We start from the raw sequence: 12760 nt of genomic DNA on the forward strand, positions 1-12760 counted from the left end.
CCGTGCTGGACGATCATCCGCTGATTGGTAAAGCCATGCAGTACCGCTTAGCGCAGGAGCCTCAAAACCATCAGCGGTCAGAAGCAAACCGCGCTGCGCAAACTGGGGCTGCGCTCGGATCTCGAACTGTTTAAGTACAAGCAGTATTTCACCGAGCTGGTGACGACCCAGTGAGCGACTGTGCTGCGGATAAAACCGGTTCTGTGACGCGGATCAAGGCTTAATCGCCGCGCAACGCTGCTCTCATGAATTTTAGTATGGTGTTTGGCCATTATCATACAGACACGATGACGGTGGATAACATAATGCAGCTGACAATGCGGTGGTTTGGGCCGAAGGAAGACAAGGTTTCGCTGGAATATATTCGCCAGGTGCCGGGCGTACGCGGCGTAGTGGGCGCACTTTACGATGTGCCGGTGGGCGAAACCTGGCCGCAGGAGAAGATCCAGGCGCTGGTCGATCAGGTGCACTCAGCCGGACTGACGGTCGAAGTGATTGAGAGCGTTAATATTCACAACGACATCAAGATCGGCCTGCCGAGCCGCGATCGCTATATCGCCAATTATCAGCAAAGCATCCGCAACTTGGCGGCCGCCGGGGTAAAAGTGATCTGCTACAACTTCATGCCGGTGTTTGACTGGATGAAGACGGACATGCATTACGTGCTGCCGGATGGCTCCATCACCATGGCCTTCGAGAAGCAGGGCATTGATAAAAGCCTCGACGAAGTGGTGAAAGAAGTGCTGAGCAGCGCTAACGGCTTCGCGCTGCCGGGCTGGGAGCCGGAACGGCTGGCAAAAGTTCAGGAGCTGTTTGCCAAATATCAGGACGTTGATGACGCGAAGCTGCGTGAAAACCTCGCGTATTTCCTCAAAGCGGTGATCCCAGTGTGCGAAGAGGTGGGCGTGAAGATGGCGATCCACCCGGACGATCCGCCGTATTCGATCTTAGGTCTGAAGAATCGCGACGATCTCGACTGGATCTGTAACGTAGTCGATTCTAAAGTCAACAGCATCACGCTGTGCACCGGATCGATTGCCGAGGATCCGCAGAACGATGTCTATGCCATTCTGGCCGAATTCTCGCGCCGCAGGCGCATTCCGTTTGCCCACGTGCGCAACATTAAGATCATCCGCGATAAAGATTTCTACGAGTGCGCGCATCCGACGGAGTATGGCTCGCTGGATATCTATAAAGTGCTGCAGTCGATGTATGACAATGGCTTTGACGGCTATATCCGTTCAGATCACGGCCGCTTTATCTGGGGCGAAACCGGGCGGCCCGGCTACGGTTTGTACGACCGCGCGCTGGGCACCACCTATCTGCTGGGCCTGTGGGAAGCGCTGAGCAAGCGGTGACAGGCTGCGGTCGGGCCCTCACCCCTGTGGCTTTTTCAGTAACGGCACCAGCAGCGCCGCGACGAAAAATCCTGTCATAATCAGCCAGAACGCGTCGGAAAAGGCCTGGGTGCGCGCTTCACGCAGCGTCAGCGCCGCAAGCGACTGCAGCGCGGCCGTATGCGCAGCATCCGGGCTCAGCCCGCTGGCCATCAGCGCCTAAGCGCGCCCCTGCAGAAAATCACCCAGCGTCAGGCTGGCGCTGTTGAGATGATCCGCCAGCCGGCTAAAGTGCAGGTTGGTGCGGTCGTTGAGCACCGTACCCGCACAGGGCAATGCCAATCGCACCGCCAAGGTTGCGCATCAGATTAAACAGGCCAGACGCGAGCTTCAGGCGTGCCGGTGGCAAACTGCTGTGCCATGCCGCGAAACGCCTGCGGGAACAGCAGCTCCTTCGCCCCCCAGTCATGCGTAATCGGGACGAAGAAATGCATCGACAGCGCAAAACAGATCAGCCCCGCCGCCAGCGCAATCCAGCCGGTGGTGGCAATGGTGTCATCATCAAACCAGCCCCAGCGCGGCCCCTCTTCCAGCGTATATTCCAGACAGCCGAGCGACAGCGCCAGCAGCACGATGCTGAGATAATCCGCGCCGCGCAGCAGTTCGCGGTTGGGCGTGTCGATGTTCACCAGCAGCGGAACCGCAATGGTGATGTAATACCGGGAATGATGTTGATAAAAAACAGCCAGTGCCAGCTGAAGTTGTCGGTGATCCAGCTGCACCAGCAGGTCGCCCTTTTTAACCGCCGCATTATCCTGCACCGCAAGGGTATGGACATAGCCGGACACTTTGGCCGAAATCGCGCTGATATCCGCGCATCATCGGTCGAAGGCATAAAGCGCGCGCTATGCCACCAGTAATAGCGATAGCCGGCCAGCGCCACGCCGCCGCAGGTCAGCATCAGTGCCGCTTTTTTCCGCGTCAGGCTCATGGTTCGTTCCCGGCCACCGCCTGCGGGGCGAATTTTTGCGCCGTATCGCCTGCGCGCTTTCTCGCCAGATACTGCTGGCGATAGTGCATCATCGGGCTGGCCGCCGGGCCTGGCACCATCTGGTATTTGTCACTGGAGAGCGGCTGGCCGGTGGCGCTGTCCACCATTTGCGGCGTCACCGGGCGCTGAGTGGCACTTTCAACCAGCTGCATCTGCCGCCCTTCCGGTGAGAAGTGGGTGCTGCCCCACTCGGCCAGCGCCAGTATTACCGTGTGAAAATCGCGGCCCGCTGCAGTGAGCTGGTATTCGTAGCGTGCCGGAGTGTCGCTGTAACACACCTTTTCCCGCAATCCATCCTCTACCAGCTATTTCAGCCGGCGCGACAGAGTATTGGGTGCCACGCCGCTGCTTTTTTGAAACTCATCAAAGCGGGTAAAGCCGGCCAGCGCATCGCGCATGATCAGCATGCTCCAGCCATCGCCGACGCGTCCAAGACTGCGTGCGATAGGGCACGGCATATTACACAGAGGTTGGTTTTTCATGGGCCAGTTCCCGATGTGAAGTCGATGCGGGATACTGTGGCAGGGTAACTTTCATTTTGCAAGTTACTTGCAAAATGAAAGTAACGGACAGTTCTTCAGCGCGCGTTCTGGCGCAGCCTCACAGCCTGTCGATCAATTCCTGCCGGTGGTCATGCAGCAGACGCAGCATTTCACGCAACAGCGGATCTTCGTTGCCCCTCTGCCACGCAATACTCAGCGGCAAGCCTTTGATCTGCTCAGGTAACGTCAGCGCGATATAGCGCACACTGTCGCTGTTCATGGTGCGATAAGAGGCTGGCACCACCGCCAGACCGAGGCCGGCGGACACTAGGCTGAGAATGGTTTGCTTCTCTTCGGCATATTGCGCGATATGCGGCGTCAGGCCAGCCTGCTTAAACAGGCCGATAGTGAGATCGTGGCTGTGCGGCCGGGTGCGGCGGTCCGGAATGATCATGGCTTCATGCTGAAAATCTGCCACCGTCACCTGCGCTTTATCCGCCAGCGGATGCGTCAGCGGCACTGCCAGCACGCAACTTTCGCGGGTAATAAAACGCAGCGCCAGTGACGCATCCATGCGCTGCGGCGCGCGGATAATAATCATATCCAGCCAGCCGGATTTTAATTTTGGAATCAGGTTAAGGGTTTTATCTTCGATAATATGGATATCGCTCAGCGGATGACGCGGCACAAATAAATTCAGCAGTGCCGGAACTAAACCGCGCGCGGCGCTATCGATGGCGCCAATGCGTAATGTCCGGCATTCATCTTTTAATCCGCCTTTAAAACGCAGCGCCAGCGCATCAAACTGATCGATCAGTTTTCCCGCTTCGTCAAAAAACAGTGCTCCCTCGGCGGTTAATGAAACATTGCGCGTTGAGCGGTTTAACAGGCGCACACCGAGATCCTCTTCCAGCAGGCGAATAAAGCGGGAAAGTGATGCAGGCATCATTTCCATACTTTGTGCCGCCCGGCCGAAATGCAGTTCTTTACCCACCGTGACAAAACAACGCAATTGATTTATATCCACATTTCCCTCACCGCACGATTATTCAAATAGTTTATATAATCCAAGCCTGATGATCGCGCAATACAAACCTGCATACTGCATTCGACAACCAGAAAATAACACTACCTTACACAATCTGGAGCACTTTAATATGAACTCTCACCTCGAAAAAAGGGTGATGCGTAAAGTGACGTTGCGCATTGTGCCCTTCATCATGCTGCTCTACTTCATCGAGTTTCTCGATCGCGTCAATATTGGTTTTGCCGCGTTAACCATGAATCAGGATTTAGGTTTCTCGCCCACGGTATTTGGTTTTGGCGCCGGGATCTTTTTCCTCGGCTATTTTCTGTTTGAAGTCCCGTCGAATTTAATTTTGCACAAAGTGGGCGCACACATCTGGATCGCCCGCGTGATGATCAGCTGGGGATTGGTCTCCGGCTGCATGGCGCTGGTGCAGGGCACCACCAGTTTCTACATCCTGCGCTTTCTGCTCGGCGTGGCGGAAGCCGGTTTCTTCCCTGGCATCATTCTCTACCTCAGCTACTGGTTCCCGGCGGCGAAGCGCGCGCAGGTTACCGCCATCTTCATGGCCGCCGCCCCGCTCTCTACCGCGCTCGGCTCGCCGGTCTCTGCGGCGCTGCTGGAGATGCACGGTCTGCTGGGCTACGCCGGCTGGCAATGGATGTTCGTAGTAGAAGCGATTCCGGCGTTGCTGCTGGGCATAGTGGTGCTGTTTTTCCTCACCGACCGTCCGGCGCAGGCTAAATGGCTGAACGCAGAAGAGCGCCGCTGGCTGCAGGAGACTATGCAGGCTGAGGAGCAGACCCGGTCGACGCAGCACGGCCACAGCAGTGCCTGGCGCGGGCTGGCGGACAAGCGCGTACTGGCCCTGGCGCTGGTTTACTTCGGCACGTCGGCCGGGCTGATTTATGCCGGTAACGTCAGCACGCTACTGGCCGTGATTATTGCGCTGACGCTGGTCACGGTCGGCATCAGTGCCTCCAAGCCGCCACTGTGGAGTATGCCGACGCTGTTTCTCAGCGGGCCGGCCGCAGCAGCCGGCATCGCCACCATTAATTCCATCGGCAACCTCGGCGGTTTTGTCGGCCCGATGATGATTGGCGTGATCCGCCAGCAAACCGGCAGCTACACCTAGGGACTCTATTTCGTGGCCGCGCTGCTGGCGTTGTCCGCGCTCATCGTGCTGATTCTCGCCGCGCATACGCCAAAACCGCAAAGCGCCGATCTGCCTCATCCTCATACCCATTAATTGACTGGAGAACACTATGCGTAACTACAAAATTGCCGCGATTCCGGCAGACGGTATTGGCCCGGAAGTGATTTCGGCTGGCGTTGAGGTGCTGCAGGCGCTGACGCGGCACGATGAACAGCTGAAGTTTGACGTGCAGACCTTTGACTGGGGCTCGGATTACTACAAACAGCACGGCGTGATGATGCCGGAAGATGGCCTGCAGACCCTGAAGCAGTTTGATGCCATCTACTTTGGCGCGGTGGGCGCGCCGGACGTGCCGGATCACATCACGCTGTGGGGGCTGCGCCGCCGATTTGTCAGGGCTTCGATCAGTACGCCAACGTGCTGCCAACCAAAATTCTGCTATGCGTGACCTCGCCGCTGCGCAACCGCGGACCGGGCGATCTTGACTGGGTGATGGTGCTCGAGAACTCGGAAGGAGAATACTCCGGCAACGGCGGCCGTGCGCACCGCGGCCTGCCAGAAGAGGTGGGCACTGAAGTGGCGATTTTCACCCGCGTCGGCGTGACGCGCATCATGCGCTACGCCTTTAAACTGGCGCAGTCGCGGCCGCGCAAACTGCTGACGGTGGTGACCAAATCCAATGCCCAGCGGCACGGCATGGTGATGTGGGATGAAATTGCGGCGGAAGTGGCGCAGGAGTTTCCGGATATGCAGTGGGACAAGATGCTGGTGGATGCCATGACGCACCGCATGACGCTGCACCCGCAATCGCTGGATACTATTGTCGCCACTAACCTGCATGCGGATATTCTTTCCGACCTCGCCGGCGCGCTGGCCGGCAGTCTCGGCGTCGCGCCGACCGCCAACATCGATCCGGAGCGGCGTTTTCCGTCGATGTTCGAACCGATTCACGGCTCGGCGTTTGATATCACCGGCAAAGGCATCGCTAACCCGATCGCCACCTTCTGGACCGCGGTGCAGATGCTGGAGCATCTGGGCGAACGCAACGCGGCCGCGCTGATAATGCAGGGCATCGAGCACGTGTGCGCGGCGGGCATTCTGACGCCGGACGTCGGCGGCAGCGCCACAACCGCTGACGTGACGCGCGCGCTGGTGCAGTTTATTGAGGCCAAATCTCAGGTGGCGGCAACCGCCTGAGTAGAAAGGCGTGGCGTTACAGCGCCGCCGCCAGCCAGTCCAGCGCCAGCAGGATGCCGTAGCGCCGCGCCGGCGCTGCATCCGGCAGCGGCAGCCAGTAGTTGGCCTAGCTGGCGAGATCCAGCGTCGCCGGGCACAGCGCCATCACCGTGGTCTGCTGGATGTGAGCGTGATGCACCGCGCTGAGCACGCTGCTGTTGATGGTGTCCGGCGCGAGGATCAGCAACACGCTGCGTGCCTGACGCAGCGCCTACGCCGCCTGCTGCCAGCGGCTGTCATCCAGCTGCTGCCACTGCTGTGTCAGCGCCTGATGCAGGCTGGCCAGCTGCGGCACCGCACCGTGGCTGGCGGTGGCTGGTTCGGCGCTGGCGCGTGCCAGCCGCATACGCAGATCGCGAATGTCGTCGCAGCCGACCGAACGGGCAAAGCGGGTAATGGTCGCCGCACTGACTTCCGCCCGGCTGGCCAATTGTTTAATGGTGGCCGAGGCCGCGAACGCGGCGTCACGCAGAATGGCGCGCGCCACCCGCTGCTCCTGCTGACTGAGCGAAGCCTGCCGCTGACGAATCACCGTCATAAACGCACTTTCCTGCTGCCCGACCTGGCGCACCTGGTGACGAGGTGGCGCTGCGCTTTGCCGGGCTGAACCATCTGGTGTGGGTGCATCAGGTGCTGTGCCGCGGCCAGGACGTGACCGCCGGGGTGATCGAGCAGCTGTGCGAAGGCCAGTCGCTGACCATGAATAACATCAAAGAGATGCCGTGGTCGCCGGCGTTTCTGCGGGCGCTGCAGGCGATTCCCTGCCCTTATCACCGCTACTACTGGCAAACGCCGCAGATGCTGGCCGAAGAGCAGGAGAAAGCGCAGCACGGCCAGGCCGGAACGCGCGCCGAACAGGTGATGAAAGTGGAAGCCGAGCTGTTCGCACTGTATGCCGATGCACCACGTCGGCGGCACGCTACCGGGGATGATTTTCTCGGTGCTGCTGATTGGCATTCTGTGGACGCTGGGCCTGCACGGCGATGCCATCGTGCTGGTGTTCATTCAGCCGGTATGGCTGTCGAACATGAGTGAAAACCTCGAAGCCTTTCAGCATAATCAGCCGATTCCGCACATCTTTACCCAGCAGTTTTACGATTTATGGATTGCGCCCGGCGGCACCGGCGCCCTGCTTGGGCTGGTGATCTTTATTCTGATCCGCGCGCGCAGCCGCCAGATGAAACCGCTGGGGAAAATCGCCGCGCCGGCGGCGCTGTTCAACATCAGCGAGCCACTGGTGTTCGGCATTCCGCTGGTGATGAACCCGTACCTGTTCCTGCCGTTTATCCTGACGCCGGTGCTGCTGGTGATTGTCTCGTGGGCGGCAATGAGCAGCGGTCTGGTGGCGCCGCCGGCCGGCATCGCCCTGCCCTTTACCACGCCGATCTTCGTCAGCGGCTATTGCGCCACCGGCGGCCATATCTCCGGCACGGTGTTGCAGGTGGTGAACCTGACGATTTCGCTGGTGGTCTACTATCCGTTTTTCCGCGTGTGGGATCGCCTGAAGCTGCGCGAAGAGCAGCAGAACGAACAGCAGGCGCAGGCCGCCAGCGGCAGCGCCGTCGTGCCTTCCTGAACCACTCCCTCTACCGGGTGCGCCCTGCTGCGCACCCGGCCGCATCCTTCCACTTTTTGCAATAATGACTTCGCAGATCTGGCTATTCTGCCAGCAATACGGCTGTGCGAACCTTAGGCCACGGCTCGGGATCACCCCGGCCACAACCTGAGGAACCGCATGATGAAACTGTACAATTTAGCACTCTCCGGCCACGCTCACCGCGCACTGCTGGCGCTGTCACTGCTCGGCATAGCGCATGAAACGGTCGAAGTCGACCTGCCTAGCGGCGAACATAAAACCCCGGCGTTTCTCGCCATCAACCCGTTCGGTCAGGTGCTGGTGCTGGAAGACAAAGGCGTTACATCGCGGATTCCAACGCCATTCTGGTGTACCTGGCGAAGAAATTTAACCGCAGCGACTGGCTGCCGCAAGATGCGCTGGGCGCCGCCCAAGTGCAGCGCTGGCTGTCGGTGGCGGCCGGTGAACTGGCTTACGGTCCAGCGGCGGCACGCCTGATTACCGTGTTTGGTGCCAAATTTAATGCTGAAGAGGTGCTGGCGCGCGCATTTGATTCTTTCGCGGCTGGAGAACCATCTCAGCCAGCGTGAGTGGCTGGTGGGCGACCATCCCACCATTGCTGACATCGCTTTATATAGCTACTTGGCCGGTGCGCCGGAAGGCAACGTCGAGATGTCCGGTTACCCTGCGGTGAATCAGCTGCTGCGCCGGATTGAAGCGCTGCCCGGCTTTGTGCCTTTTCCGCAGACCGCCGCCGGCCTGCACGCCTGACAGGAGCCAGCATCATGGGCGAGAAACTGACCACGCTGCCGGTATGACATGACGGTTAAATTGCGCTGCAGCAGCAGGCGGGGGTGGCGGAACGTATGGCCGATGTCGGGCAGCGCGTGATCCGCGATTACATGCCCGATCAGCATCGTGACTTTTACGCGCAGCTGCCGTTTATCGTTGCCGGCAGCGTTGATGCACAGGGTGATGCCTGGGCCACGCTGCTGAAAGGCCAGCCCGGTTTTATCTTCTCGCCCAACGCCACCACGCTGGATATCGCGGCACGTCCTGACACCAGCGATCCAGCGGCCGCCGGCATGACCGATGGCGCGCCGGTAGGCCTGCTCGGCATCGAGCTGCACACGCGGCGGCGCAACCGCATGAACGGCGTGCTGACGGCGATTGGCGGCGGCCTGCGCGTGCAGGTTGACCAGAGCTTCGGCAACTGCCCGCGCTATATTCAGCTGCGCGATTTCCGCTTCGACCATGCGCCCGGCAGGGCTTATCAGGGCGAGGTTGAGACGCTCAGCACGCTGGATGACGCCGCGCGCACCGCCATCCGGCATGCAGATACGTTTTATGTCACCACCTATGCCGACCAGGCGCGCCGTCAGGTGGACGTTTCTCATCGCGGCGGCAAACCCGGTTTCGTGCGCATCGGTGCCGATGATGTGCTGACCATTCCGGACTTCAACGGCAACCTGTTCTTCTCCACCCTCGGCAATATCGTACTCAACGGCAAGGCCGGGCTGCTGTTTATCGACTACGCCAGCGGCGATGTATTGCAGATGAGCGGCGATGCCACGGTGATAACCGATTCCGCCGAAATCGCGGCGTTTCAGGGGGCCGAGCGCCTGTGGCGCTTTAGCGCGCGCCGCATCGTGCGCCGGCGCGCTGCTCTCGCCCTGCGCTGGACCGATCAACCAGACGGTGTATCGCCCGCCTCGCTAATGACCGGTGACTGGCCGTCCGCAAGCGAACGCCTGCAGGCGCAGCAGCTGGCTGCGCAGTGGCGACCATCCAGAATCACGCAGATTGTCGATAAGAGCGCGCACATTTGCTCGTTTCATCTTACGCCGGATGATGGCGCTGGCGTGCTGCCGCATCTGGCGGGCCAGCATCTGCCGATCCGCCGGATGCTGCCAGGCAACGCTAAACCGCTGATTCGGCAATATTCGCTGTCGGTTGCGCCGTCGGATGGTTATTACCGCATCAGCGTGAAGCGTGAAGGCGCCGTATCGCAGTATCTGCACGATGCCCTGCGCGTCGGCGATCGGCTGGAGGTGCGCGCACCGGCCGGCGACTTCACTATTGATGCAAACGAAACGCGGCCAGCGGTGCTGCTGGCGGCGGGCGTCGGCATCACGCCGCTGCTGGCGATGCTGCGTCATCTGATTTACGAAGGACGACGCAAACGCCGGATGCGTCCGGTGTATTTGCTGCAGTCGGCGCGTAACCTGGCCGAACGCCCGTTTGCGCGTGAGCTTGATGCGCTGCTGGCAGCCAGCGAAGGTGCGTTGAAACTGGTGCGCGTGCTCAGCCAGCCGGGTGAAGCCGAAGCGGGCGTGGATTACGACGTCGCCGGAAGAATCGATATGGCGCTGCTGTCGCAGGTGCTGCCCTTCAACGATTACGATCTGTGCGGCCCGCCGTCATTCACCTAGGCGATATATGACGGACTGCGCGGCCTGAATATTGCCGACGCGCGTATTCACGCCGAAGCGTTTGGTCCGTCGTCGCTGCAGCGTCAGCAGGAGAATGTGCCAGAGCCCGCCGCGCTGCCGCCGGTGGCGACCGAAGCGCGCGGCCTGAGCCCGGCTTACAGCTGTCGCGCCGGACATTGCGGCAGCTGTAAGACCAGACTGGTGAAAGGTGCGGTGACTTACCCCACCCGGCCGAGCATGACGCTGGCGCAGGATGAGGTGCTAATCTGCTGCACGGTGCCGGCGCAGGTCGAAGACGGGGACGCGGGGGTGCAGCTGGCGTTGTGATGTGAGTGCCCGGCAAATCGGTTTGCCGGGGCATCGCTTTTCTTATTTAGCCAGTCATAACATGAACGTACCGTTACGTCAGATTTTTCGAGATAAGCACCAGAGCCATTTCGTCGGCCAGCGTTTCCAGTTCATGATTAACATCTGACGATGCAGATGCTGGTTCGGCATTGATGGTGAGATCAAAATCATCGGTGCCGATACGATCGCCGTAAAGCATCATGGCTTTATCGCCATGTTGTTTCGATGCCCACCGAATGCCCTGAGCGTCTGGATTATCCTCATGGACCTTTTCTGCCCACTTACGTGTTTCAGCGTAATGATTGGCAGCGGAGCCCAGTAATTCACTTTGTGAAATACCGTGCTTCTTCATAAAGCGTGGATTGAGATCGACCAGCCGAATTTCTTTTTTTTGGAGAGAGCTGGCTGCGGGCAAGCTTATCCAGCACCGCCAGTTCAACAGGTGTACCCGCACATGGCACAGGCAGGTCATGCAAAACTGTCTCCATCAGTGCAACTGACAAATTCTCACCGCCATATAACGTCGGAATGCTTTTTCCTGTGTTGTCGGTGACTGGACTAAATCTGCTTTGCCTTTTTCCGGGATTAAACTCAGCCGCGCCAAATTGTGAGGCGTGGATCCGCTCAAATGTTTTGCCTTTCGGCCAGATCACTATTCTGGCCGTAAGATCGTCATTTACCGCTGGCGTTTTTATTTTCTCATTTATGTACCGGTCCCTCTTTTGCCCGCGAGGCCGCTTCCAGCACCCGTTCAGGCGTAGAGGCAAGAAGATCTTTCGGTTTTTGATTTCCCAGCCAGCTATTCGGTGAGCCAAACCAGACCGCCAGTGACCAGGGGGGTTTTTGATTCACCGAACAGCTGAATAATTTTCTTCATCTGCGGCAGCGGTTGCCCGCCTACGTCCAGCGCGTACGCAGGATAAAGATCTTTGCCTTCAGAAGTAATGGCAAAAATTTTATCGGCCCGCTTCCAGCGGTTCGGTAGACCACTGGGATTTTTGATATCCACTGCCGAGCCGCTGCGACGTGAGACTTCCTGAGCAGGCAACCATTCAGCATCATCGAGAATGGTTTGCTTCAGCTTCTCAAGTCGTGCCGTGTTAGAACTGCTTGCCGGCTTGCTTCTGCCTGCGCTTTTCATCTTTGCAGCAGGAAGGATTTCGTCCCGTTTTTTACCGGTGAGCTTTTTCAGCCCCGCTACCGCACGAAAAGCGGCCTCCAGCGCGACCTGAATGCGACCTCGTCGATGTAAGCTTAAGCTAGACGCTTCAGGACATAATAGAGCTCTTCCTGCGCGCCACTGAAATCCGGAACGGAGATGGTGATGTCGGCATGCCCGTCGCTACTCGTTGAGTAAGAAACATTGCCATAAGGCACCGCAACCACTTAAAATTCAGTGGATTTAACCGCACTGACCATAGCTGACTCCTGATTTCACCATATATCTCATATCTACAATATATGACAAAATAATGGCTTCAGGCTATCGATTGTTGATTTGAATTTCTGGCAGAGAGGGAGGGGTTGTGAGTGACACCGCTGTTTACATTATTCTTTATATTACAGTGTATTAACACTATATCTGATGTATGAGATCGGGTTAAACGTTTGCCAAACACTCATCAAACTCCTGAGCAGGTTAAGTCGTGCGGAGCATCATGAGCTGATAAAAGTACTCAAGATTTAGTGGGCAATTTGCTGCCTGCTGCGGGATCACTTTGCTGATGGGGTTCTTTGTACTTACCAGTCAGCGCGGCGAAGCTATTTAAGTTTTCTGACGGAATGCTTTATCCGGTAGGGATGAATGTTTCTACGTCACTAGTTCCCCACCCCCGGAGTAAACATTATGACTGCTATCACTACCAACAACACCGCAAAAAACACCAACACCACGTCTACCAAAGCGGAATACTTCAATCTCAACATCAAGGGTTTGGGTTATCTAAGCAACATTCGCAGAATTGAAACCTTCAATGGCGGCTTTCTAAGCGTAGTAAGTAATGCGCTACGATCTTGCTAACAGCCCAAGCTATTTGCGCTTTGATGCCACTGTCGCCGGTAAGGAAGAAACGGACCTTATCAACCGCTGCCGGAAAACCGTAGATGCCGCACCTT

At 58.3% G+C, this 12760-nt stretch carries 6 protein-coding genes and 12 pseudogenes; 9 read left to right on the plus strand and 9 right to left on the minus strand.

The genetic code is table 11. The annotated features are described in order from the left end of the window. Positions 1-51: 51 nt before the first annotated feature. Both AC6I8M_RS17535 and AC6I8M_RS17540 read left to right on the plus strand, forming a co-directional pair. A pseudogene (locus AC6I8M_RS17535) lies at positions 52-174 on the plus strand (response regulator transcription factor); the annotation flags it as partial. Between the two features lie 131 nt (positions 175-305). After that, complete coding sequence (locus AC6I8M_RS17540; protein WP_010616731.1) at positions 306-1358, plus strand: mannonate dehydratase; 1053 nt, start codon at positions 306-308, stop codon at positions 1356-1358. Between the two features lie 18 nt (positions 1359-1376). On the opposite strand, the pseudogene AC6I8M_RS17545 reads toward AC6I8M_RS17540, so the two are convergent. The 4 genes and pseudogenes from AC6I8M_RS17545 to AC6I8M_RS17560 form a co-directional block, all read right to left on the minus strand. Then, a pseudogene (locus AC6I8M_RS17545) lies at positions 1377-2112 on the minus strand (efflux MFS transporter permease); the annotation flags it as partial. Continuing rightward, positions 2075-2185: pseudogene (locus AC6I8M_RS17550) on the minus strand (biotin/lipoyl attachment domain-containing protein); the annotation flags it as partial. The pseudogenes AC6I8M_RS17550 and AC6I8M_RS17545, both read right to left, overlap by 38 nt. A 139-nt stretch (positions 2186-2324) precedes the next feature. After that, a pseudogene (locus AC6I8M_RS17555) lies at positions 2325-2870 on the minus strand (winged helix-turn-helix transcriptional regulator). Positions 2871-2988: 118 nt separating this feature from the next. After that, positions 2989-3897, minus strand: coding sequence for a LysR family transcriptional regulator (locus tag AC6I8M_RS17560; protein WP_010616735.1), 909 nt, complete (start codon positions 3895-3897; stop codon positions 2989-2991). A gap of 130 nt (positions 3898-4027) precedes the next feature. On the opposite strand from AC6I8M_RS17560, the pseudogene AC6I8M_RS17565 reads away from it, so the two are divergent. Then, positions 4028-5146: pseudogene (locus AC6I8M_RS17565) on the plus strand (MFS transporter). Positions 5147-5162: 16 nt separating this feature from the next. Continuing rightward, positions 5163-6250: pseudogene (locus tag AC6I8M_RS17570) on the plus strand (tartrate dehydrogenase). Positions 6251-6356: 106 nt separating this feature from the next. Here the strand turns inward: AC6I8M_RS17570 and AC6I8M_RS17575 are convergent. Both AC6I8M_RS17575 and AC6I8M_RS17580 read right to left on the minus strand, forming a co-directional pair. Next, a complete protein-coding gene (locus AC6I8M_RS17575; protein ID WP_010616738.1) occupies positions 6357-6479 on the minus strand; it encodes a hypothetical protein in 123 nt (40 codons plus the stop codon). A gap of 135 nt (positions 6480-6614) precedes the next feature. Then, positions 6615-6827 (minus strand): annotated as a pseudogene (locus AC6I8M_RS17580) (MurR/RpiR family transcriptional regulator); the annotation flags it as partial. A 47-nt stretch (positions 6828-6874) separates the two neighbouring features. On the opposite strand from AC6I8M_RS17580, the pseudogene AC6I8M_RS17585 reads away from it, so the two are divergent. From AC6I8M_RS17585 to AC6I8M_RS17600, 4 pseudogenes are all read left to right on the plus strand, one after another. Next, positions 6875-7189, plus strand: a pseudogene (locus tag AC6I8M_RS17585) (family 4 glycosyl hydrolase); the annotation flags it as partial. After that, positions 7182-7865, plus strand: a pseudogene (locus AC6I8M_RS17590) (PTS sugar transporter subunit IIC); the annotation flags it as partial. The pseudogenes AC6I8M_RS17585 and AC6I8M_RS17590, both read left to right, overlap by 8 nt. Positions 7866-8027: 162 nt before the next feature. Continuing rightward, positions 8028-8636, plus strand: a pseudogene (locus AC6I8M_RS17595) (glutathione S-transferase family protein). A gap of 59 nt (positions 8637-8695) precedes the next feature. After that, positions 8696-10624: pseudogene (locus tag AC6I8M_RS17600) on the plus strand (2Fe-2S iron-sulfur cluster-binding protein). 73 nt (positions 10625-10697) lie between these two features. On the opposite strand, the gene AC6I8M_RS17605 reads toward AC6I8M_RS17600, so the two are convergent. From AC6I8M_RS17605 to AC6I8M_RS17615, 3 genes are all read right to left on the minus strand, one after another. Beyond that, positions 10698-10997 carry an RES domain-containing protein gene (locus AC6I8M_RS17605; RefSeq protein ID WP_022548728.1) on the minus strand — a complete coding sequence of 100 codons (300 nt, stop codon included), beginning with the start codon at positions 10995-10997 and terminating at the stop codon, positions 10698-10700. Next, positions 10969-11298 carry an RES family NAD+ phosphorylase gene (locus AC6I8M_RS17610; RefSeq protein WP_498013540.1) on the minus strand — a complete coding sequence of 110 codons (330 nt, stop codon included), beginning with the start codon at positions 11296-11298 and terminating at the stop codon, positions 10969-10971. The genes AC6I8M_RS17605 and AC6I8M_RS17610 overlap by 29 nt, the downstream gene beginning before the upstream one ends. A 146-nt stretch (positions 11299-11444) precedes the next feature. Next, a complete protein-coding gene (locus AC6I8M_RS17615) occupies positions 11445-11786 on the minus strand; it encodes a hypothetical protein (protein ID WP_498013541.1) in 342 nt (113 codons plus the stop codon). Between the two features lie 705 nt (positions 11787-12491). On the opposite strand from AC6I8M_RS17615, the pseudogene AC6I8M_RS17620 reads away from it, so the two are divergent. After that, positions 12492-12750, plus strand: a pseudogene (locus AC6I8M_RS17620) (DUF3577 domain-containing protein); the annotation flags it as partial. Positions 12751-12760 lie beyond the last annotated feature (10 nt).

Source organism: Type-A symbiont of Plautia stali, assembly GCF_059731155.1.